The sequence below is a fragment of the Buchnera aphidicola (Eriosoma grossulariae) genome (genome assembly GCF_964059045.1).
Taxonomy (GTDB): domain Bacteria; phylum Pseudomonadota; class Gammaproteobacteria; order Enterobacterales; family Enterobacteriaceae; genus Buchnera_D; species Buchnera_D aphidicola_A.
This window is the reverse complement of record NZ_OZ060402.1, coordinates 308058-331820: the sequence shown is the minus strand read 5'-3', so window position 1 is coordinate 331820 and position 23763 is coordinate 308058. Positions and strand designations below refer to the sequence as shown.

Here is a 23763-nt window from a genome sequence, read left to right as displayed (position 1 = left end):
TTATGAAATAAATTAATAAATTAATTTTCTTTATTATATTGTATAAATAATTCATTTAATGTTTGTTCATTTATTTTATTAGGTGCGTTAGTCATTAAACAAGATGCTGTAGTCGTTTTAGGAAAAGCAATAACATCTTTTATATCATGATTATTAGTTAATAACATAATTAATCTATCTAATCCTAAAGCAATTCCTGCATGTACAGGAGTTCCATATCCTAATGCATTAATAAAAAAATCAAATTTTGATCTTTGTTCTTCTGGTTTATTGATAGAAATTATATCTAACACTGTTTTTTGCATAACAGGGTCATGAATACGTACTGAACCTCCTCCTAATTCATATCCATTAATAACTAAATCGTATGAATTTGAAATTGTTTTTTTTGGCATGGATCTTAATTCTTCAATTGTAATATTTAGAGGTGCTGAAAAAGGATGATGCATACAAGAAAGTGTGCCATCTATTTCTTCATAAAACATAGGAAACTCAGTGATCCAAATTGGTTTATAAACATTATTTTGAATAATTTTTAATAGTGTTCCTATTGATTTTTTTATTTTATTAAAGACTTCATGAATTATATTTGTTTTATTAGCTATAATAAAAATCACATGATTTTTTTTTGAACACGTTTTTTTTATAATTTCTTGAACAACGTTTAATGTAAAAATTTTTTTTATTGAATGTTTAAAATTTTTATTAATAAATTGTAATTGATTATTTTTTATGCATAAAAAAATTGAATTATGATATTGTTCAGTTTCTATTTGATATTTTTGAATTTCAATATCACTTAAATTATTTCCATCAGGAATATTTATTGCTACAATTCGACTATTTTCATCTTTCATAAATGGTGTAAATTCATGGTATATCGTTGATGAAAATAATGTTTTTATATTTGTCATCATGATTGGATTACGTAAATCCGGTTTATCTGTTCCATATAATTTTATTGATTCTTTAAAAGTTATTTTAGGAAATTTTGGTAAATTTATATTTTTGATTTTCATCCATAAATTACATATCATCAATTCAATGATATTTTGAACTTGAATAGCATTCACAAAAGATAACTCTAGATCAATTTGTGTAAATTCCGGTTGTCGATCTGATCTTAAATCTTCATCTCTAAAACATTTTGCTATTTGATAATATCGATCGATTCCGGCTATCATTAACAATTGTTTAAATAATTGAGGAGATTGTGGAAGAGCATAAAATTTTTTTTTATGAATACGACTAGGCACTAAATAATCTCGAGCACCTTCAGGTGTTGATTGTGTTAAAATAGGTGTTTCAATATATAAAAAATTATTTTTATATAAAAAGTTATGAATAAAATTTATAACATCATTTCGAATTTTAAGATTATTGATTATGTTTGAATTTCTTAATTCTAAATATCTATATTTTAAACTAACATTTTTTTTATTTTTTTTAGTTTGGTCTAAAGGAAGAGGATTGGAAGAATTAATAATAATTAATTCAGAAACTAATACTTCAATATCACCATTTTGTATAGATATATTCTTTGCATTTTTTTCTTGAACAATACCAGTTATTTGTATGCAAAATTCATTTCTTAGTGTTTTAGCTTTTTCAAATAATTGCAATTCACGATTATCAATTATAATTTGAACTATACCATTACAATCACGCATATTAATAAAAATAATTTTTTTAAAATGACGAATATTTTGAACCCATCCACATAATCTTACTGTTTCATTGACATGATTTAATCGTAATTTTCCACAATATGCAGTACGCATTTCATACTTCCTGGTGTTTTAATTAAAATAATATTTTTATTAAAAATTTTTAATTTTTTTAAAATTAATCATTATTGATTATAATAAAAATTATTAATATATTTTTATATTTAAAATAAAAAATCAATTATTGTTTATGAAAGATATTAATATTAAACATTTATTATAAAAATTATAATTTTTATATATTATTATAGCGTAATAATATATAAAAATTTTTATTTATGATTTTAAAAATTATTTGTTTAATTTAAAAAATAAAACCATAATTTTTATAATTTTTATAAAATAATTTTATTTAATAAATATTTTTTATTATCGACTACGAAATACTATCCTTCCTTTAGTTAAATCATAAGTTGTTAATTCTACAGTTACTTTGTCTCCTGTTAAAATTCTAATATAATTTTTTCTCATTTTCCCAGAAATATGAGCAATAATATTATGTCCATTTTCTAATTTGACATGAAACATAGTATTAGGCAAAGTATCTATGATTGTACCTTGCATCTCAATATTTTCTTCTTTGGTCATATTTAAAACTCCAAATAATTTTTATAAAAATGATAAATATTATGAACAATATCAATATTAATTGATTTGATTATTATTATATATAATGTTAAAAGATACTGTCTAAATATTTTTCAGCATCTAAAGCAGCCATACAGCCTGTTGAAGCAGCTGTAATAGCTTGACGATAATGATGATCTATTACATCACCAGCAGCAAATATTCCTGGAATACTAGTTTGAGTTGAATTTTTATGTGAATTACAATCAACTTGGATATATCCATTTTTTAATTTTAATTGATCTTTAAAGATATTAGAATTTGGATTATGTCCAATTGCAACAAAAATACCAGATATATTAATTTCTTGAATATTATTTTTGTTATTTTTAATCTTAATTTTTTTTATTGATATTTCATCACCTAAAATATCTAGAACAATCGTGTTGTTGTAAAAAATTATTTTATTATTTTTTATTTTTTCTAATAATCGTGTTATTAAAATTTTTTCAGCTTTTAGTTTTTCCTGACGATGAATTAAATAGACTTTTGATGCTATATTAGATAAATATAATGCTTCTTCAACAGCAGTATTGCCTCCACCAATAACCGCTACTATTTTTTCTTTATAAAAAAAACCATCGCAAGTAGCGCATGTTGATACACCTTTCCCTAAAAAGTTTTTTTCAGATTTTAAACCTAAATATTTTGCTGTAGAGCCGGTGGCAATAATTAAACAATTAGCACTATATTCGTATTCTTCTCCAAATAATTTAAATGGTGAACAATTGAATTTAACTGTATGAATAAAATCAGAAATAATACTAGTATTAAATTTTAGTGAATGTTGATTCATACGATTCATTAATTCTAATCCAGTTATTTTATTTATATCTCCAGGCCAATTTTCAATTTCATTAGTTGTAGTTAATTGACCTCCTGGATTTTTTCCAGTAATTAACACTGGTGATAAATTAGCTCTGGCAGCATAAATTGCAGCTGTATAACCAGCAGGTCCTGAACCTATAATAATTAATTTATTTTTAATTTTTTTTTTATCATAATTTTTTCTCTTTTTTATTAGTTTATTTTTTTTAATGGATATTTATAAATAATACACATAAATAAATTATATTAATATAAATGATTTTTAATGATAGGTTTTTAGTGATAATAATATAAAAATATTTATTTATAATAATTATGATTGTGTATTAATAATTAAAATAATTTTTAATAAATGTTAATTATATCAATATATTTATTTAAAATAATGAATATATTATCGATATAATAAATTTAACATTTTAGCATAAAAAAAGAAATCATTATTTTTTAATATTTTATTACAACAAATTATTTTATAAAAATATTTATTCATCTATAATATAAATATATATTTTCCTAAATATATATTTTAATTTTAATTTTTATAAATTTTTAATTTTTGAATTTTTTCAAAAATGTATATATTTTTAATAGTCTTCATTAAAAATATTGTATTAATTATTATATTCAATAATTCTTTTAACTAAAAATAGAGAAATATAAAAAAAATAAGTATACTTTATATAATATCCTTTAAATATATATATATTCTATGTTAGATCCTAATTTATTACGATATCAATTGAATACTGTTAAAAAAAAATTATTACGAAGAGGTTTTGTTTTAGATATAGAAAAAATCGAATCTATGGAAAAAATAAGAAAAAAATTACAAATTAAAACTGAAAAATTACAAGAAAAAAATAATATTTTATCTAAATTAATTGGACAATCTAAAATTCTTCAAGAAGATACTCAATTATTATATCAAAAAGTTATCATTATAAATAAAAATTTAAATATTTATAAAGAAAAATTAAATATTTTACAAAATAAAATTAAAAAAATATTTTTAGATATACCTAATATTCCAGATGATAATATACCAAACGGGAAAACAGAAGTTTGTAATCAAGAAATAATGAAATGGGGGGAAATACCAAAATATAATTTTATCATCAAAAATCATATTGATTTAGGTGAGCAATTAAATGGTTTTGATTTACATGCATCCACTGTAATATCAGGATCTCGTTTTATTGTTATGAAGGGAAAGATTGCTTATTTACATCGTGCATTAATTCAGTTTATGTTAGATTTACATACTAATGAACATGAATATTTAGAAACTTATGTTCCATATTTAGTTAATCAACAAAGTTTATTTGGTACTGGACAATTACCTAAATTCAGCAAGGATTTATTTCATATTGAATCAGATAACAAAAATTGTAAAAATAATTATGTATTAATTCCTACAGCAGAAGTACCATTAACCAATATTGTGCGAAATAAAATTTTAAATGAATCAGAATTACCATTAAAATTTGTAGCACATAGTCCTTGTTTTCGTTCTGAATCCGCTTCTTATGGAAAAGATGTTAAAGGATTAATTAGATTACATCAATTTGATAAAATAGAATTAGTTCAAATTGTTAAACCAGAATATTCTATGAAAACTCTTGAACTATTAACTTTGCATGCAGAAAAAGTATTAAGATTATTAGAATTACCGTATAGAAAAATTTTGTTATGTTGTGGTGATTTAGGTTTTGCTTCAACTAAAACATATGATCTAGAAGTTTGGTTCCCTGCTCAAAATAAATATAGAGAAATTTCTTCTTGTTCCAATATGTTAGATTTTCAATCAAGAAGAATGAAAGCTAGATATCGGAATTTAAATCTTAAAAAAAATTTTTTATTACATACTGTTAATGGTTCTGGTCTAGCAGTTGGGAGAACATTAGCTGCAATATTAGAAAATTACCAATGTAAAGATGGAAAAATAAAAATACCAACGATATTAAGAAAAAAATATATGAATGGTTTAGATTATATTGAATAAATGATTTTAATGTTTTATTTATATAATGATAGATAATTATTTTTTAATTAATGTAATATATATTGTATTTTTAATGCATATTATTTTTAATAATATTATATTTTTAATAATTATTTGTTTAATTATTATCTTGATTACAAAAATAATGATCATTGATAGGTCAAAAAATGAATAAAATTTATAATTTTAGCGCCGGTCCTTCAATGTTACCGAAAGAAGTAATGATCGAAGCACAGAATAATTTTTTAAATTGGAATAATTATTCCTATTCTATGATGGAAATCAGTCATAGAAGTCAAAATTTTTTAAACATGGTAGAACAAACAGAAGAAAATTTAAGAATATTATTAAATGTTCCGAAAAATTATAAAATATTATTTTCTCAAGGAGGAGCTAGAGGTCAATTTTCAGTAATTCCAATGAACTTATTAAATAAAAATGATATTGCAGATTATATTTGTAGTGGATATTGGTCTTCTTCTGCTTCGAAAGAAGCAGAAAAATATTGTATAGTTAACAAAATCAACGTTGTAAAAAAAATTGATAATAAAAAAATAGTTATACCTATGAAAGAATGGAAAACAAATCCTAATTCCAATTATATTCATTATTGTCAAAATGAAACCATCAGTGGGATATTTATTCCTGAAGAACCAAAATTTATTAATAAACATATCATATGTGATTTATCTTCTTGTATTTTATCTCAATCTATTAAAATAGAAAATTATTCATTAATTTATGCCAGTGCTCAAAAAAATATAGGTCCATCTGGTATTACTTTAATCATTATTAAAGAAGATTTAATTAAACAATCAAAGCAAAATACTCCTTCTATTTTAGATTATAAAATTTTACTAACTCATGATTCGATGTTCAATACACCTCCAACTTTTTCTTGGTATTTATGTGGCTTAGTCTTTAAATGGTTAAAAAAAAATGGAGGAATAAAAGAAATAGAAAAAATTAACAAAAAAAAAGCATATTTATTATATTCTTTAATAGACAATAGTGATTTTTATATTAATGATATACATTGTGATAATAGATCTATTATGAATATTGTTTTTAGACTTATTGATCCATCATTAGAACTTTTGTTTCTTACAGAATCAACCAATTTTGGTTTATTATTTTTGAAAAATCATAAAATATTAGGAGGGATCAGAGCTTCAATTTATAATTCTATGCCTATAGACGGAATATATGCATTAATTAAATTTATGATTTATTTTGAAAAAAGATATGGTTAATAATAAATATTTTTATATATTAACATATTGTAATTTAAATTAATAATAATATAAACAGAGATATAAATTATGAATGATGCTTTAATTTTAAAACCAATTAATTATATTAAAGGTAGTATTGATTTACCAGGTTCAAAAAGCATTTCAAATCGTGTATTATTATTATCAGCTTTATCGAAATCTAAAACATATATTAATAATTTATTAGATTGTGATGATACAAAATATATGTTAAATGCTTTAAAATTATTAGGTGTAAAATATATTCTTTCTAAAAAAAACACAGCTTGTTTAATTTATGGAAAAGGTATTGATCTATTAGAGCAAAAAAAATATTTATCAATTTTTGTAGGTAATGCAGGTACTGTTATGAGACCTTTAATAGCAGTATTATCATTAAGAAAAAATAATATAGTGTTAACTGGTGATCCTAGAATGCAAGAACGCCCAATTCAACATTTAGTAGAAGCTTTAAGACAATCTGGGGCAATAATAGAATATACTAGTCAAGAATTGTATCCTCCTGTTTTAATTAAAGGTGGTTTTATAGGTGGATCAATAAAATTAAGTGGAGATATTTCAAGCCAATTTTTAACTGCTATTTTAATAGCAGCTCCTTTAGCAATATTAGATACAAATATTGTTATTATTGGAGAACTTGTTTCCAAACCTTATGTGGATTTAACAATCAATTTAATGAAAAAATTTGGAATTAAAATAAAACATAATTCTTATCAATCTTTTTTTATTCAAGGAAATCAGGAATATAGAACACCTGAAGGAGAATGTTTTATTGAAGGTGATGCATCTTCTGCTTCCTATTTCTTAGCTGCAGCAGCTATTAAAGGTGGATCAGTAACAGTTCATGGTGTTGGAAAAAATAGTATTCAAGGAGATATCTACTTTGCAAAAATATTAGAAAAAATGGGAGCTAGTATTATATGGGGGGATAATTATATTACTTGTGCTAGAAATAGATTAAATAATATTTGTATTAATATGAATAATGTTCCTGACGTCGCAATGACATTAGCAATTGTCGTATTATTTGCTGTTGGTCAATCTTCAATACAAAATATTTATAATTGGAGAGTGAAAGAAACAGATCGTTTATCAGCCATGTCAACAGAATTAAGAAAAATAGGAGCTATTGTAGAAGAAGGCAAGGATTTTTTATCTATTACACCTCCTGAAAAATTTTCTAGTGCTACAATTAATACTTATAACGATCATCGTATTGCTATGTGTTTTTCATTGTTAGCTTTAGCTAATATTGATATCACTATTTTAAATCCACAATGTACTAAAAAAACATTTCCAAAATATTTTGAAACATTTAAAAAAATTAGTTATTAAAAATGAGATTTATGATATATAAAATTTTTTATTAAATCTAAAAATTAAAATCATATAATACAAATTATTAATTAATTTTTATATAACAATACAAATTATTAATATATAGTATTTTAAAAATATTATATATAATAATTGTAAAAATAATAAAAATATAAGAAAAATAATAATTTAAATAATATAAATTGTATTTTTAAATAAAATTATTATGAGTATAGTAATGAATATTGTACCTGTAATTACAGTTGACGGTCCTAGTGCTGCAGGAAAAAGTACATTATGTACAAAAATAGCAAAAATATTAAATTGGAATATATTAGAATCTGGAATAATTTATAGAATATTAGCATGGATTGTTATAAATAATCACATTCCACTTGTAGAAAATAATATTATATTTTGTGCGAACAAATTAAAAATTAATTTACTTCAAAAATATAATAAAACATTAATTTTTCTCGATGGAAAAAATATTTCTCATGAAATCATTTCTAACAATGTTAGCAATGTTGCTGCACAATTAGCAATTTTCCCTAATCTTCGAAAAACACTTTTAAAAACACAAAGATGTTTTCGACGATTACCTGGATTAATTGCTAATGGTCGTGATATGGGTACTATAGTTTTTCCTGATGCATGTATAAAATTTTTTTTGTATGCAAACTTAAAAATTCGTGTTTCAAGAAGAATGAGAGAGTTGCAAGAATCTGGCTTTAATGTTAATTTTAATCAACTTTTATTAGAAATGAAAAACCGTGATAATATTGATTGTAAAAGAGAATCATCTCCTTTAATACCAGCTAAAAATGCTATCATGTTGAATTCAACAAAAATAGGAATTAAAGAAACTTTAAATATATCTTTAAAATATATAAAAAATTATTTTTCTTCATAAATTATAAAAATTTTATCATACCATAGAATGGATAATCTATTGGAACTAATAATAATTCTTGTTAACATGATGTTAATAAAGACATAATATTTAAAAACATTCTAAGATTATTAATATGACAGAATCCTTTGCACAACTTTTTGAACAATCATTAAAAGAAATTGAAACTAAACCAGGTTCAATTATTAATGGAATTGTAGTTTCTATAGAAAAAGAAGTAGTAATAGTTGATGCAGGATTAAAATCTGAATCAGCAATTCCAATTGAACAATTTAAAAACAATCAAGGTAAATTAGATGTAAAAATTGGAGATACTGTAGATGTTGCTCTAGATGCAATTGAAGATGGATTTGGTGAAACAATTTTATCTCGTGAAAAAGCTAAGAGACATGAAGCATGGTTAATTTTAGAAAAAGCTTATTCTAAATCAGATACAGTAGTTGGTATTATTAATGGAAAAGTTAAAGGTGGATTTACTGTTGAACTTAATGACATTCGTGCCTTTTTACCAGGATCATTAGTAGATGTAAGACCAGTACGTGATACCATCCATTTAGAAGGTAAAGAATTAGATTTTAAAGTAATTAAATTAGATCAAAAAAGAAATAATGTAGTAGTATCACGTAGAGCAGTTATAGAATCAGAAAATAGTGCTGAACGAAATTATTTATTAGAAAACTTACAAGAAGGAATGGATGTTAAAGGAATAGTAAAAAATTTAACTGATTATGGAGCATTTGTTGATTTAGGAGGTGTTGATGGGTTATTACATATCACTGACATGGCTTGGAAAAGAGTCAAACATCCTAGTGAAATAGTTGTAATAGGTGATGAAATTACAGTCAAAATACTTAAGTTTGATCGTGATCGTACTCGTGTTTCATTAGGATTAAAACAATTAGGAAAAGACCCATGGGTAGAAATTGCTAAGCGTTATCCAGAAGGAACCAGAATCATAGGAAAAGTCACTAATTTAACGGATTATGGTTGTTTTGTAGAAATACAAGAAGGCGTTGAAGGACTAGTACATGTATCAGAAATGGATTGGACAAATAAAAATATTCATCCTTCTAAAGTAGTTACTGTTAATGATTCAGTGGAAGTTATGGTTTTAGATATTGATGAAGATAGAAGAAGAATTTCATTAGGATTAAAACAATGCAAAGAGAATCCTTGGAAATTATTTTCAGAAACTCATGCTAAAGGAACTAAAGTAAATGGAAAAATAAAATCCATTACTGATTTTGGTATTTTTATTGGATTAAAAGGTGGCATTGATGGATTAGTACATTTATCTGATATTTCTTGGATTATACCTGGAGAAGAGGCTGTTAATGCTTATAAAAAAAATGATGAAATTTTTGCTGTTGTATTACAAGTCGATGCTGAAAGAGAACGTATATCATTAGGTATTAAACAATTAGAAGAAGATCCATTTAATAATTATATTTCAGAACACAAAAAAAATTCTATAGTTGTAGGAACTATAAAATATTTAGATAAGAAAAAAGTAATTTTAAAATTATCTAAAGATGTTGAAGGAACTCTAAAATTTTTAGATACGTCAAGTAGTCAAAATGAAGATTTTATTTCAAATTTAAACATTGGTGATGAAATCAAAGTTAAATTACATAGTGTTGATCGCAAAAAAAGAATTATGAATTTATCTATTGAAACGAAAAAAGAAATATATAATCAAAATTCATTAAATAATGAAAAAAAAGAATTAATTGAAAAAAAATTTTCTAATGTAATGTTTGAAGCATTCAAGGCTGCTAAAAATACAGATGAATAATTTATGATTCAATCATATAAAAAAATGATATTTAAAAATTTTTATTTAACAAGTTAAAAATTTTATATAGAGGTTTTATGACTAAATCAGAATTATTTTAAAAAAATTAATAAAAAAATATTTCAATGAAAATTATTAAAAAAATAGTAAAAAAATATTAGAATATATTAATATTTCTATATGTAATCAAAAAAAAATAGAGATTAGAAAATTTTGTAGTTTTGCTTTACATTATAGTGTATCACGCTATTTCTAAAATTTGAAAAATAGAAAAGTCACTATAATGCATTAATAGTAAGTTCCTTCTTGAAAACCAAGTAAAAATTGAGGAATTTTAAAAATATATGTTACTGAACTCGTTATAAAAAATTAAATGAATTTTAAACGGGAAAATAAGCTTCTATTTTTTTTAAAATAATAGCTTATTTTCATCCATTTTAATCAAAATAAACAAGGTAACCAAAATGAAAATTCAAAAACCTGTAATTATAGGTAATTGGAAATTAAATGGTAATAAAAAATCTATTCATGATATGTTTATACCATTAACTGATTTCATAATAAATAACTCTATTCATAATACTATTATTATATTACCTCCAAATTTATATTTAGATTATATTTATAAAATAATTTATCAAAAAAATATTGTTTTAGGATCTCAAAATATTGATTTAAATTGTTCAGGGGCTTTTACTGGAGAAACTTCTATTTTAATGTTAAAAGATATTGGCATTAAATATGTTTTATTAGGTCATTCTGAAAGAAGAAAAAATCATCATGAAGATGATATGTTAGTTGCTAAAAAATTTCAATTAATTAAAAAATTTAATTGTATTCCAATTTTATGCATTGGTGAAAACAAAAACGAAAAATTAAAAAATAAAACTAAAATTATTATTCAAAAACAATTAGATTTAATATTTAATCTTTGTGGTGATAATGCATTTGATCGTTCTATAATTGCATATGAACCTATTTGGTCTATAGGTACAGGTATTATTCCTGATCCAGAATATATTAACAATATTCATCAATACATAAAAAATTATATAAATAAAATAAAAATTGTTAATCATAGTGAACACACTAATACACTATTTATATATGGAGGATCAGTTAACGAAAAAAATATAAAAATTATTTTAAAAGAACAAGATGTAGATGGTGTATTAATTGGAGGAGCTGCATTGCAATATAATACGTTTTCTACAATTATAAAATTATCTCAATTACATTAACTATATATTAAAATTTTTATATGTATATTTATTTAAAAATTTTATGGATAAAATTATATCCGTACACACCTATTATAAACCCTAATATAGGACCAATGATTGGTATAAAAAAAAAAGAAAATAAATTTGGGATATTTATTAAATATAAATTTCTTAAATAAATATTTAATAAAGAAAAAATTTTAGGACTTAAATCTAAAGCTGGATTTAAACAAAAAACTATATTATTACCAATTGTATTATTAATAATAATTAAAACTAAACCAATAATTAATGGAGAACAATCAATATGATTTAAAATAAAATAATCTTTATACTCATTTAAAAAAATAATAAAAATTATAAAAATAGCGGAAATTAGTAATTCTATAAATAAATTTACTAACAATAAATGATTATGTTCTACATATAAAGAAAAAAAAGAAACAAAATAAACATGATTTAAATGATGTTTCATAATATAATATGTATTATTAAAAATAATTAATATTTTATTAAAAATTAGATATGATATAATAGAAAAAAAAAAGAACCTAAAGTTTGAGAAATAATATAAGGAATGACTTTTTTTTTTGGAAATTGAAAAAATAAATAAAAAATTATAGTAATTGCAGGATTTAAATGAGCACCTGAAATAGATTTACTACAATAAATAATAATTATTAGATTTATATTTAATACAATATTTATTATCCATGGTTCAATGTTTATGTTATTGATAGATAAAAGTGCAATATAACTACTACTCATGAATAAAATTAATCCAGTGCCTATAAATTCAGTTAAACACTGTTTATTACAATATAATTTTTTTAAAAAACAATTCATATTTTTAAAATCCTGACTAATTAATAATAAAAAATCCTATTATAGGAATTTTTGATATATTAAAAATAAATAATAAATAATATTAATCATCAAACTAATTTTTAATATAATTTTTTAGCAGTTTCTAACCAATCAGCTTTAAATGGTTTTTTCATATTTTTTAGAGCATCAGTAATATCATGATGTACCATTTGATCATTTTGAATTCCTACACAATGACCACCATAGCCTTTTAATAGTAATTCAATAGAATATGAACCCATTCTTGAAGCTAAAATTCTATCATATACTACAGGAGCACCTCCTCTTTGAACATGTCCAAGAATTGTAGCTCTTGTTTCTCTTTTAGTATGCATTTCAATATATTTTGCCAACTCGTATACATTACAAATGTATTCAGTAATAGCGACTATAGCATGTTTTTTCCCATTTTTAATTCCAGTTAATATTTCTGATAATAATTCTTTTTTCGTAAAATAAATTTCAGGAATAACAATAAATTCGCACCCTCCTGCAATTGCAGCAGCTAAAGTCAAATCTCCACAATATCGACCCATTACTTCTACAATAGAAATTCTTTGATGTGAAGAAGATGTATCTCTTAATCTATCAATAGCTTCTACTACTGTTTCTAAAGCTGTAAAATATCCAATTGTATAATCAGTACCAGCGACATCATTATCAATAGTTCCAGGTATACCTATACAAGGAAATCCCATCTGTGTCAAAAGATTTGCTCCCATGTATGAACCATCTCCTCCAATAATCACTAATACATCTATTCCTCTTTTTCTTAAATTTTTAATAGCTAAAAAACGTATATTATGTTTACAAAAATCTGTGAATCGTGCTGAACCTAGAAATGTACCACCACGATTAATAATATCTGATACGCTATATCTATTTAATTTTATCATTCTGTCTTGACATAAACCTAAATATCCATCATATATTCCAAACACTTCTAAACCTTCACTAATTGCTCGACGAACAACACCTCTAATAGCTGCATTCATACCAGGTGCATCACCACCACTTGTTAATACTCCAATTGTTTTAATCATAAAAACCACCATTTATAAAATATATTATGTAAAAATATTTTATAATATTAATTATGTTAAGATATATATTTATATATAATCTCATAAAAAATTTTTTAGAATATTGACATAATATTGAATTATATTAAAAATTTATGTTTTATATATTTTAGAAATATTATTACACTAAAATAAAAAAAATAGATAATTTTTTATTTTGAATTAGTTTGATTAATATTACAAAGTACTAATATTTTGATATTAATTGTTTTTTTTTATTGAATTTAAAAAATAATACTTTATTGGATTCATTGAGTTCGAAAATTCATAAATAATAGGTATACCAGTTGGAATATTTATTGCTGTAATATCATTGTCATTAATATTACTTAAATATTTTATTAGTGCTCTAATTGAATTGCCATGTGCTACGATTAATATTTTTGGATTATTTTCAAATTTTTTTTGAATCACATTTAACCAATATGGCAGTACTCTTTTTAAAGTCAATTCTAAACTTTCAGCAGTTGGTAAATCATTTAAAATATTTTTTGAATAACGTTTGTCTTTTCCAGGAAATCTATCATCTTCAAAATCAATTTCAGGGGGAATAATATTATAACTTCTTCTCCATAAATTTACTTGATATTTACCATATTTTTCTTCTGTTTCTAATTTATTTAATCCTTGTAATGCTCCATAATGTCTTTCATTTAATCTCCATGTTTTTTCTATTGGCAACCAAGCTTGATTTAATTCTTTTAAAATTATCCATAAAGTATTAATAGCTCTAGTTAACATAGAAGTATAAGCAAATTGGAAATCAAATCCATGCATTAATAATAATTTCCCAGCTAAAATAGCTTCTTGTTTACCTTTATTTGACAATTTTGCATCATACCATCCAGTAAATTTATTTAGTTGGTTCCATTCACTTTCACCATGTCTCATTAAAACTAATTTTTTAATTGTCATAATAAAAATCCTCTTGATCATTATTGATTATATTAAAAATATATGAATAATATGATTACATTATTTATTTTAAATTTCATACCGTGCATCATACAAAATATTTTATTAATCATTAATTTTTTTATAAATAAAAATATTTATTTTTTAATAATATTATTAATAAATAATAATTAATTATACTTAATTTATTAACAATATGATATTATTTATATAAAAATAATATTTTTCCATAGTGATAAATATTAAATATTTTTTTTTAAAATTTATTGAATCTATTTTAAAAATTAAAATTTTTTTAATTAGAAAAATTTTAAAAAAATATAATAAATCATATTATATATTAAATATATTTTTATTTTTGATTTTAATAATTCATATTAATAATTAGTAATATAAAAAAATATATTAATAATTATCAATATATTTTTTATTAAAAATATTGGGCATTATATTTCTAATAAAATTCGAGAAAAATCTTCTAATAAATGTTTAATAGTTACTAAAAATTGCACTGCTGATTTACCATCTATTAAACGATGGTCATAAGATAATGCTAAATACATCATCGGTAAAATTTTTACTTCATTATTTACAGCCATTGGTCGATCTTTAATTGCATGAATTCCTAAAATTGCTGTTTGAGGAGGATTAATAATAGGTGTTGACATCATTGATCCAAATACTCCTCCATTGGTAATAGTAAAAGTACCTCCTGTTAATTCTTCTAGACTAATTTTTCCTGTTTGACTTTTAAATACATAATCTTCAATTTTTTTTTCAATAACATACATACTCATTAAATCTGCATTTTTTAATATAGGTGTTATTAGTCCTCTTGGAGTAGAAATAGCAATATTAATATCATAATATTGATAATAAATTATATTTTGATCTTTTATAGTCGCATTAATTTCTGGATGACGTTTTAATGCTTCAATAACTACTTTTACATAAAAAGACATAAAACCTAATCGAATTTGATAATTATTTTTAAAAATAACACCATATTTTTTACGTAATTTAATTATTGATTGCATATTAACTTCATTAAATGTTGTTAACATAGCTGTTTTTTGTTTGGTTTCTAACAATCTTTCAGATATTTTTTGACGTAATCGACTCATTGGTATTGTTTTAGTTTTTCTTATATTTAATATTGTATTATCGTTGTTATTTTTCAAAACAATATTATTTAAATCATCTTCATGATTTTGAGTAACAAAATTATTACTATTTTGTTGTATAATTCTTTCTTTTTCTTCTATTCTGTTTTTTATATTAATTGAATTAAAATTATGATTGTTTGTTAATCTTCTAACTTTAGGAGTAGAATCATTTAATATGGTATTTTTAGTAATAAAAGCATTAATTAAACTATGATTATTATGATCAATAAAATCAACTTTATTTTTTTTTATTTTTTCATGATGGATGACTTGAGATTTATTTATGTAACCTAAAATTTGTCTAGCTTTAACAATTTTACCTTCGGTTTCTAATATTTCACATAAAATACCATTAGTTGGTGAAACAACTTCCAGCATAATTTTATCTGTTTCAATATCAACAATAAGTTCATTAATTTTAATTAAATCTCCTTTTTTTTTATGCCATGATGCTACAGTAGCATCATTTATTGAATCTGGTAATTCTGGTACTAATATATTTATTTTTTTCATTTCTGTTCTTCTTGTATAATGTTAATATTTAAAGCATCATTAATTATTTTTTTTTGTTGTTGTTGATGAATATACATATAACCAGTTGCAGGTGCAGCAGAACTAGGACGTCCAATATAACGTATTGTATATTTTTGTGAAATAATTTTATTAAAATAATTTTTTACGAAATTCCATGAGCCTTGATTTTTTGGTTCTTCTTGACACCAAATAAAATCTTTTATATGATTGTTTATTAAAATTATTTTTTTTATATTGTTCTCTGGAAATGGATACAATTGTTCTATTCTTATAATTAATACATTTTTTTGTTGCTTTTCTGTTCTTTGATCATTTAATTCATAGTATATTTTACCACTGCAAAAAATTATTCTTTTTGTTGTTTTTTCATTATATTCATTATTTAATTCATTTATTACAGTCTGAAATTTACCATAGGTCAAATCATGAATTGATGAACAAGAAGGTTGATAACGTAAAAGAAATTTAGGGGTCATAATAATTAATGGTTTTAAATCTTTTTGGAATGCTTGACGTCTTAATAAATGATACATTTGTCCACTAGTAGAAGGAATACAAATTATCATATTATTTTCAGAACATAATTGCAGAAATCTTTCTATTCGAGCAGAAGAATGTTCTGGTCCCTGACCTTCATAACCATGAGGTAAAAATAATATTATATTAGATTTTATATCCCATTTTTGTTCTCCTGTACTAATGAATTGATCGATAATTACTTGTGCTACATTAGCAAAATCACCAAATTGTGCTTCCCAAATTGTTAATGTTTTTTGATTATTGATTGAAAATCCGTATTCAAAAGCTAAAGTTGCTTCTTCAGATAATACAGAATTAAAAATATTAAATTTTGTTTTAAAAATATTATTGTTTTTTAATGGAATATAATAAGCATTATTTTTTTGATTATAAACAACTGCATGTCTATGAAAAAATGTTCCTCTACAACTGTCTTCACCTGATATTCGACATGATATTCCTTGTTTTAATATTGTTGCATAAGCTAAAGTTTCACTGGCTCCCCAATCAAATAATTTTTTTCCTAATGCCATATCGATTCTACTTTGATAAATTTTATTTATTCTAATATGTACATTAATATTATTAGGTAAAGTATTAATTTTAATAGCTAAATTTTGCAATTCATCGATTTGAATAAAATTATTTATTTTTTGTTGCTTGAATAATTTTTTGTTAAAATGATTTATTAAAGTAGATTTTTTTTCTTTGTTTAAAGATTGATCATAAGATAATTGTAATATGTCTTGAAATTTATTTTTAATTTTCAATATATAATTTTTATCAATTGTTTTTTCTTTGATTAATTTTTTTGAAAATATTTTTGTAATAGTTTCATGTTGTTTGATTGTTTCATACATCACAGGTTGTGTGACTAAAGGATCATCTACTTCATTATGGCCATGTCGACGATAACAAACTAAATCAATAAATACATCTTTATGAAATAATAAACGAAATTTAATAGCTAATCGTATGGCAAATATTGCTGATTCTGGATCATCAGCATTAACATGAAAAATAGGAGATTTTATTATTTTCCCAATATCACTACAATAATCGCTTGATCTTAACTCTTCTTGTTTTGAAGTAGTAAAACCAATTTGATTGTTAATAATAATATGAATGGTGCCACCTACATGATATGCTTGGGTTTGAGACATATTTAACGTTTCTTGAATGATACCTTGACCTGTAATAGAAGCATCTCCATGAATAGCAATAGGTAAAACAGTATTATATTGGTTATATTCCAGAGTATCAATTTCAGAACGCACAGAACCCATTACTACCGGATGAACTACTTCTAAATGAGAAGGGTTAAATTTTAAAGACAATTCTATTTTCTTATTTGAATCAATATCAATAATGGAATCATATCCCATATGATATTTCACATCTCCACTTTTATTTGAATGATAATAATCATATTGAAATTCATTAAATAAATCTTCATATTTTTTCCCAATTATATTTGCTAAAACATTTAAACGACCTCTATGTGCCATACCAATCATAATTTTTTTAATATCGTTACTGTTTGTTAAACGACAGATTTCATCTAGCATTGGAATTAAAATTTCACATCCTTCTAATGAAAATCGTTTAGCACTTGAAAATTTTATTGATAAAAAATTTTCAAAAGACTCAGATTGAATTAATTTATTTAATATATTTTTTTTTTCATTAATATCTAATAAAGTAGTAATATTTGTTGATTCAATTTCATTTTTTAACCAATTTTTTTCATTAGTATTGTCAATATGCATATATTCAAAACTAATTTTATTACAATAAATTAAAAATAATTTTTTATATAAATGATTAATATTTTTAATATTATCAAAATTAATATAATTTTTATTATCAATTTTTTGTTTTAATTCTATTTCAGAAAAATTATAATTAGACAATTCCAATTTAATATATATTTTTTTTTGATGTTTTATTAACGGATTAACATTCGCGTATTTATAACCATGGGATCGAAATGCATTAATTAATTTAACAATTTTTTGAGATGTAAAATTAAAATCAATATATTTATTGATAGACGTATTTGTATTTTTTTTTTTAAAAAAATTAATAGTATTAATAGTATCTTCTGTAAATATTTTATGCCAGCTATTGTGTACTAAATCTTTATTACAAGAAAAATCTAAATATAAATTTTCAAGATATGCTATATTAGCTCCGTTCAGCCAAAAATAATAAATTTCATTTTCTGTTATTTTTAAAGACATTATAGTTATTTCCTTTTTATTATCTCAAAATATATTCAAAAAAAAAATTAAAACATTAATATTGATAATAATTTCAATTGTTTTTAATGATTGATAATTAATTATATTATTAATTAATACTTAAAAATTTCATTTTTTAAAATTGTTATTCAAAAAAGAATTTTTTTAAAATAAATTTATATTTTATTTTTGATTATTATTATATATATCAGTATAATTTATATAGAAACATTTAATTAATTATTTTTATGCAAAATTATTAATATCTATAAAAGTACAATCTAATTTATATTGATTCTTTAACCAATCATTTAAAGCTTGAATCCCAAATTTTTCACTAGCATGATGACCAATAGAGAAAAAATGCAATCCATTTTCTCGAGCACAATGAATAGTATCTTCAGACATTTCACCAGTAATAAATGCATCCATGTTATATGCTGCTGCTTCATATATTAATGATTGTCCTTTACCACTACACCAAGCTATAGAACTAATATTTTTTTTTGTGTTATCATTACAATAAAATGGAATTCTTCCAAAAACTTGAGTTATTTTTTCAACTAATTCTAATCCAGTAATACTAGATCTCAATTTTCCCCACAGCATATATTTTGATAATGAACCTAATACTTCTATATCTAATTTTTTAGCTATTTGAATATTATTACCTAATTCAGGATGAAAATCTAAAGGTAAATGCCAACTATATAAATTAATATTATTTAATAATATCGTTTTTAATCTATTTTTTTTCATTCCATGAATTATCTTAGATTCTGTTTCCCAAAAATAACCATGATGTACAATAATTCCATGAGCATTATGTTTTACAGCATAATTTAATAATTCCTGACAAGCTGTTACACCTGTAATAATTTTTAATACATCTTCAGATCCTTCAATTTGAAGACCATTTGGAACACAATCTTTAAATTTTATTGAATTTAATTTTTGGTTGATGATTTTTTCTAATACAAAATTTTTCATTTTAATACCTTTAATTAATCAAAAATAAAATCATTTTTTTAATGCTTGTGAAAAAATTAATAATGTATTTTCCCTAGTTTTTGAATATTCTATAATTGGTTTTGGATAATTTAATTGAGAATTATTTTTTTTTATCCAAACATGTGGATCATGAATATATTTTTTAGGAACAGAATTTATTTCTGGTAAATAATGACGAATATACAAACCTTTTGGATCAAATTTTTTTGACTGAAGAACAGGATTAAATATACGAAGATAAGACAAACTATCTACACCAACAGATGCAATCCATTGCCATCCTCCATTATTGGCTGAAAAATTACCATCAATTAAACGAGACATAAAATATTTTTCACCTTGTCTCCAATCAATTAGAAGATTTTTAACTAAAAAACTAGCAGTAATCATTCTCATCCGATTATTAATCCATCCAATTTTATTTAACTGTCGCATACCAGAATCTATAATTGGATAACCCGTCTGACCATTTTTCCATGCTGTTAGATTTTTTTTATTATTACTCCAAGGGATTTTTGATTCCCAATTATAAAAAGAATGATTTTTACTTAATAGTGGATATCCTTCTAATAAATGTTGATAAAATTCTTTCCATATTAATTGATGAAACCAATCACTTTTTTGATTAAAATATATGATATTTGGATAATAATTTACTAAAATATTCAGACATTGTCGGGATGATAATACTCCAATATTTAAATATGCTGATACTAGACTAGTATAGTTTTTGAACAAAAAATTTTTTTTATCAACATATTTTTTAAAATTATTTTGAAAAAATTTTTTTAAATTATTTAATGCTAATTCTTCACCTATAGGAAAAATATTTTTATTAATATTTTCATAAGGAAAATCAAAATAAGCAATATGTTTTTTAAAAAAAATATTTTGAAAATATCTTTTTTTTGGAACTGGATAACATTTTGGTATTGTAAATTTTAATTGTTTAATTATTTTTTTATAAAAAGGAGAGAAACGTTTATAAGTTAAACCTGTTTGAGTTTGAATATATTGAGGTGAAATTAAACAACTATCATGAAAACCACTAACAGCAATATTATGTTTAAATAATATTTTTTCTAATATTTTATCTCTTTTTTTTTCATTAATTTCATATTGATAATTATAAAATATATGATTTATTTTATATTTTAAGGAAAATTTTAATACATATTTTATAGAATCAACAAAATATTTTGTTTGATAAAAATATAACATAATTCCTAAATCATATAATTTATTTTGTAATAATATTAGATGTTCATACATAAAAACAATTTTTTTAGGAGAATCATAATGTTTTAACCATTGTTTAGGAGTAGCTATAAATAAAGCAGAAACTTTATTAAATTGATTTTTACATGCAAAATATAAAGCTGAGTTATCTGTAATTCTTAAATCATTTCTAAACCAAATTAAATGATGATTGTTCATATTTTAATTAAAAACACAAAGTTTAAAAATCATATAGTTATTATATTAATATTTTATATAAAATATATATATAAAATATTAATATTATTTGAATTAATATAGTTCATTAAAAAAATAATTTTTTATATTGTGAATATTTATTAATTAATCAAACAATTTTATATTTAATAATGAAAATATTTTAAATATTGAATAGTTTATTTTGTTAATTTTTAAAATAAAAATTAAATTAATATAAATATAAAAATATTACTTTTATATTTATAATATAATTATCTTTAAATATAACTATATATTATTCTTTTTATAAAGATTTTTTCAATAATAATAAAAAAAAATAATTTATTGTAGTTAATAATAATTTCATATATATAATATTATTAAATATTATTCAATACAACATTTTTAAAATTATTACTAATGGTAATTTAAAACATGAACAAAATTGGAATTTTTTTTGGAAGTGATACAGGAAATACAGAATCCATGGCTAATTTATTATATGATGTTTTAAAACCATATCCAGTTGTTATTCATGATATATCTTCCTGTATTAAAAAAGATTTGGAATCGTTTTCAATATTATTGTTTGGTGTTCCCACTTGGTATTATGGTGAAATGCAATCTGACTGGGAAGATTTTTTGCCAATTTTAAAAAAAATAAATTTTAATCAAAAAATTATAGGTTTTTTTGGATGTGGAGATCAAGAAGATTATTCAGAATATTTTTGTGATGCAATAGGTTTATTGTATAAAAAAATATATTCTCCAAAAATAAAATTTATAGGGCAATGGTCTACTAAAGGATATTCTTTTATTAATTCTCAAGCTATGGTAAACAATGATTTTTTTTATGGATTAACATTAGATCAAGATAGACAACCAGAAAAAAGTTTAGTTAGAATTAAAAAATGGGTTAACCAAATTACTAATGAAATATATTTAATAGAAAAAAATAATGTTATAATATAAATAAATCTAAATAAATTAAAAAATAATACAATAAATTGAATTGCAATTAATATAATATAAAAAATAATTCACAATATTATTATAATATTGTGAATTATTTTTTATATTATATTAATTGCAATTCAATTTATTGTATTATTTTTTAATTGAATGAATTAAGGAAACTAAATCGAGCACTTTACTAGAATAAGCAGTTTCATTATCATACCATGATATTAATTTTAAAAAGTTTTTATTTAAAACTATGCTTGCTTTAGAATCAAATATAGATGTGAATTCACATGAATTAAAATCACTTGAAACAACTTCTTCATCAACATATCCTAACACACCTTTCATTTCTGTTAATGATGCTTGTTTAATGATATTACATAAATCTGCATATATAACCGATTTTTTAATTCTAACTGTTAAATCTACAACAGATACGTTAGAAACTGGAATACGGAAAGCAATTCCTGTTAATTTACCTTCCAATTCTGGTATAACTTTACCTACTGCTTTTGCTGCACCTGTAGAAGATGGAATAATATTTTGTAAAATACCTCTACCACCTCTCCAATCTTTAGCTGAAGGACCATCTACTGTTTTTTGTGTAGCTGTAGTAGCATGTACGGTAGTCATCAAACCTTCTATAATTTGAAAATTATTATGTATGATTTTAGCTAATGGTGCTAAACAATTAGTAGTACACGATGCATTAGAAACAATTTTTTGTCCTTTATATGAATCAAAATTAACTCCTTTAACAAACATCGGAGTATTATCTTGTGAAGGACCAGTCATAACCACTTTTTTAGCTCCTGCTAAAATATGTTTATAAGCAGATTCAGAAGTTAAAAATAGACCCGTTGATTCTATAACAACATCAATATCTAAATCTTTCCAATGTAACCGTGATGGGTCTTTTTCAGAAGATATTCTAATTTTTTTACCATTGATAACTAAATTGTTTTTATCTATGGTAATTTTTTCATTAAATGTTCCATGTGTAGAATCATATTTTAACATATATAATATATAGTCTGGATCAATTAAATCATTAATTGCTAAAATTTGAATATCGGAACGATATTGTGCTAATCTAAAAACAATACGACCAATGCGACCAAAACCATTAATTCCTACTTTAATAGTCATAAATATCACCATCATATTAAATTAAAAAATTGATTATATTTTTAAAAATTATAGATATATAGTATATATATACTATAAAAATTTTAAAATGATTAAAAATTATTTTATAAAAATGACTTTATTATTAAATTATACAATATTTTTTTAAAAAATATAATTTATATTTTT

At 22.2% G+C, this 23763-nt stretch carries 19 protein-coding genes; 7 read left to right on the top strand and 12 right to left on the bottom strand.

Going from position 1 to position 23763, the window contains the following annotated elements:
- Positions 1–20: 20 nt before the first annotated feature.
- From aspS to trxB, 3 genes are all read right to left on the bottom strand, one after another.
- Positions 21–1781 carry an aspartate--tRNA ligase gene (gene aspS / locus AB4W51_RS01395; protein ID WP_367676363.1) on the bottom strand — a complete coding sequence of 587 codons (1761 nt, stop codon included), beginning with the start codon at positions 1779–1781 and terminating at the stop codon, positions 21–23.
- A gap of 315 nt (positions 1782–2096) precedes the next feature.
- Positions 2097–2315, bottom strand: a complete 219-nt coding sequence (infA, locus tag AB4W51_RS01390) for a translation initiation factor IF-1 (protein ID WP_367676362.1) — start codon at positions 2313–2315, stop codon at positions 2097–2099.
- Positions 2316–2403: 88 nt separating this feature from the next.
- Complete coding sequence (trxB, locus tag AB4W51_RS01385; RefSeq protein WP_367676822.1) at positions 2404–3342, bottom strand: thioredoxin-disulfide reductase; 939 nt, start codon at positions 3340–3342, stop codon at positions 2404–2406.
- A 552-nt stretch (positions 3343–3894) separates the two neighbouring features.
- Between trxB and serS the strand changes: the two genes are divergently transcribed.
- From serS to tpiA, 6 genes are all read left to right on the top strand, one after another.
- Entirely contained in the window at positions 3895–5187 is a 1293-nt protein-coding gene (gene serS / locus AB4W51_RS01380) for a serine--tRNA ligase (RefSeq protein WP_367676361.1), read from the top strand.
- Between the two features lie 167 nt (positions 5188–5354).
- Complete coding sequence (gene serC, locus AB4W51_RS01375) at positions 5355–6440, top strand: 3-phosphoserine/phosphohydroxythreonine transaminase (RefSeq protein ID WP_367676360.1); 1086 nt, start codon at positions 5355–5357, stop codon at positions 6438–6440.
- Between the two features lie 69 nt (positions 6441–6509).
- The gene (gene aroA, locus AB4W51_RS01370; protein ID WP_367676359.1) at positions 6510–7796 is read left to right on the top strand and encodes a 3-phosphoshikimate 1-carboxyvinyltransferase; all 1287 of its coding nucleotides are present in this window, start codon (positions 6510–6512) and stop codon (positions 7794–7796) included.
- Between the two features lie 220 nt (positions 7797–8016).
- Entirely contained in the window at positions 8017–8691 is a 675-nt protein-coding gene (gene cmk / locus AB4W51_RS01365; protein WP_367676358.1) for a (d)CMP kinase, read from the top strand.
- Positions 8692–8806: 115 nt separating this feature from the next.
- A complete protein-coding gene (rpsA, locus tag AB4W51_RS01360) occupies positions 8807–10486 on the top strand; it encodes a 30S ribosomal protein S1 (RefSeq protein ID WP_367676357.1) in 1680 nt (559 codons plus the stop codon).
- 464 nt (positions 10487–10950) lie between these two features.
- Complete coding sequence (tpiA, locus tag AB4W51_RS01355) at positions 10951–11727, top strand: triose-phosphate isomerase (protein ID WP_367676356.1); 777 nt, start codon at positions 10951–10953, stop codon at positions 11725–11727.
- A gap of 28 nt (positions 11728–11755) precedes the next feature.
- On the opposite strand, the gene AB4W51_RS01350 is transcribed toward tpiA, so the two are convergent.
- The 8 genes from AB4W51_RS01350 to phrB all read right to left on the bottom strand — a co-directional run bounded on the left by AB4W51_RS01350 (position 11756) and on the right by phrB (position 21483).
- Positions 11756–12184: an aquaporin gene (locus AB4W51_RS01350; RefSeq protein WP_367676355.1), complete on the bottom strand. Its 429-nt coding sequence runs from the start codon at positions 12182–12184 to the stop codon at positions 11756–11758.
- A gap of 44 nt (positions 12185–12228) precedes the next feature.
- A complete protein-coding gene (locus tag AB4W51_RS01345) occupies positions 12229–12555 on the bottom strand; it encodes an aquaporin (RefSeq protein ID WP_367676354.1) in 327 nt (108 codons plus the stop codon).
- 101 nt (positions 12556–12656) lie between these two features.
- Positions 12657–13619: a 6-phosphofructokinase gene (gene pfkA / locus AB4W51_RS01340; RefSeq protein ID WP_367676353.1), complete on the bottom strand. Its 963-nt coding sequence runs from the start codon at positions 13617–13619 to the stop codon at positions 12657–12659.
- 240 nt (positions 13620–13859) lie between these two features.
- Entirely contained in the window at positions 13860–14573 is a 714-nt protein-coding gene (gene gpmA / locus AB4W51_RS01335) for a 2,3-diphosphoglycerate-dependent phosphoglycerate mutase (RefSeq protein WP_367676352.1), read from the bottom strand.
- Positions 14574–15019: 446 nt separating this feature from the next.
- On the bottom strand, positions 15020–16252 hold the full coding sequence (gene sucB / locus AB4W51_RS01330) for a dihydrolipoyllysine-residue succinyltransferase (RefSeq protein ID WP_367676351.1): 1233 nt from the start codon (positions 16250–16252) through the stop codon (positions 15020–15022).
- Entirely contained in the window at positions 16249–19023 is a 2775-nt protein-coding gene (locus AB4W51_RS01325; RefSeq protein ID WP_367676821.1) for a 2-oxoglutarate dehydrogenase E1 component, read from the bottom strand. The genes sucB and AB4W51_RS01325 overlap by 4 nt, the downstream gene beginning before the upstream one ends.
- Before the next feature lie 258 nt (positions 19024–19281).
- Positions 19282–20025 (bottom strand): Nif3-like dinuclear metal center hexameric protein, encoded by a 744-nt coding sequence (locus AB4W51_RS01320; protein ID WP_367676350.1) that lies wholly within the window; start codon positions 20023–20025, stop codon positions 19282–19284.
- 30 nt (positions 20026–20055) lie between these two features.
- Positions 20056–21483, bottom strand: a complete 1428-nt coding sequence (phrB, locus tag AB4W51_RS01315; protein WP_367676349.1) for a deoxyribodipyrimidine photo-lyase — start codon at positions 21481–21483, stop codon at positions 20056–20058.
- Between the two features lie 435 nt (positions 21484–21918).
- Here phrB and AB4W51_RS01310 point away from each other — a divergent pair, with 435 nt between their 5' ends.
- The gene (locus AB4W51_RS01310) at positions 21919–22455 is read left to right on the top strand and encodes a flavodoxin (protein ID WP_367676348.1); all 537 of its coding nucleotides are present in this window, start codon (positions 21919–21921) and stop codon (positions 22453–22455) included.
- 135 nt (positions 22456–22590) lie between these two features.
- On the opposite strand, the gene gap is transcribed toward AB4W51_RS01310, so the two are convergent.
- Positions 22591–23595: a type I glyceraldehyde-3-phosphate dehydrogenase gene (gene gap / locus AB4W51_RS01305; RefSeq protein WP_367676347.1), complete on the bottom strand. Its 1005-nt coding sequence runs from the start codon at positions 23593–23595 to the stop codon at positions 22591–22593.
- Between the last annotated feature and the right edge of the window lie 168 nt (positions 23596–23763).

Excerpts from the sequence above, each read along its gene's own strand:
- aspS (WP_367676363.1), bottom strand. The coding sequence starts at position 1,781 with ATGCGTACTGCATATTGTGGAAAATTACGATTAAATCATGTCAATGAA.
- infA (WP_367676362.1), bottom strand. The coding sequence starts at position 2,315 with ATGACCAAAGAAGAAAATATTGAGATGCAAGGTACAATCATAGATACT.
- serS (WP_367676361.1), top strand. The coding sequence starts at position 3,895 with ATGTTAGATCCTAATTTATTACGATATCAATTGAATACTGTTAAAAAA.
- serC (WP_367676360.1), top strand. The coding sequence starts at position 5,355 with ATGAATAAAATTTATAATTTTAGCGCCGGTCCTTCAATGTTACCGAAA.
- aroA (WP_367676359.1), top strand. The coding sequence starts at position 6,510 with ATGAATGATGCTTTAATTTTAAAACCAATTAATTATATTAAAGGTAGT.
- cmk (WP_367676358.1), top strand. The coding sequence starts at position 8,017 with ATGAATATTGTACCTGTAATTACAGTTGACGGTCCTAGTGCTGCAGGA.
- rpsA (WP_367676357.1), top strand. The coding sequence starts at position 8,807 with ATGACAGAATCCTTTGCACAACTTTTTGAACAATCATTAAAAGAAATT.
- tpiA (WP_367676356.1), top strand. The coding sequence starts at position 10,951 with ATGAAAATTCAAAAACCTGTAATTATAGGTAATTGGAAATTAAATGGT.
- AB4W51_RS01350 (WP_367676355.1), bottom strand. The coding sequence starts at position 12,184 with ATGAAACATCATTTAAATCATGTTTATTTTGTTTCTTTTTTTTCTTTA.
- AB4W51_RS01345 (WP_367676354.1), bottom strand. The coding sequence starts at position 12,555 with ATGAATTGTTTTTTAAAAAAATTATATTGTAATAAACAGTGTTTAACT.
- pfkA (WP_367676353.1), bottom strand. The coding sequence starts at position 13,619 with ATGATTAAAACAATTGGAGTATTAACAAGTGGTGGTGATGCACCTGGT.
- gpmA (WP_367676352.1), bottom strand. The coding sequence starts at position 14,573 with ATGACAATTAAAAAATTAGTTTTAATGAGACATGGTGAAAGTGAATGG.
- sucB (WP_367676351.1), bottom strand. The coding sequence starts at position 16,252 with ATGAAAAAAATAAATATATTAGTACCAGAATTACCAGATTCAATAAAT.
- AB4W51_RS01320 (WP_367676350.1), bottom strand. The coding sequence starts at position 20,025 with ATGAAAAATTTTGTATTAGAAAAAATCATCAACCAAAAATTAAATTCA.
- phrB (WP_367676349.1), bottom strand. The coding sequence starts at position 21,483 with ATGAACAATCATCATTTAATTTGGTTTAGAAATGATTTAAGAATTACA.
- AB4W51_RS01310 (WP_367676348.1), top strand. The coding sequence starts at position 21,919 with ATGAACAAAATTGGAATTTTTTTTGGAAGTGATACAGGAAATACAGAA.
- gap (WP_367676347.1), bottom strand. The coding sequence starts at position 23,595 with ATGACTATTAAAGTAGGAATTAATGGTTTTGGTCGCATTGGTCGTATT.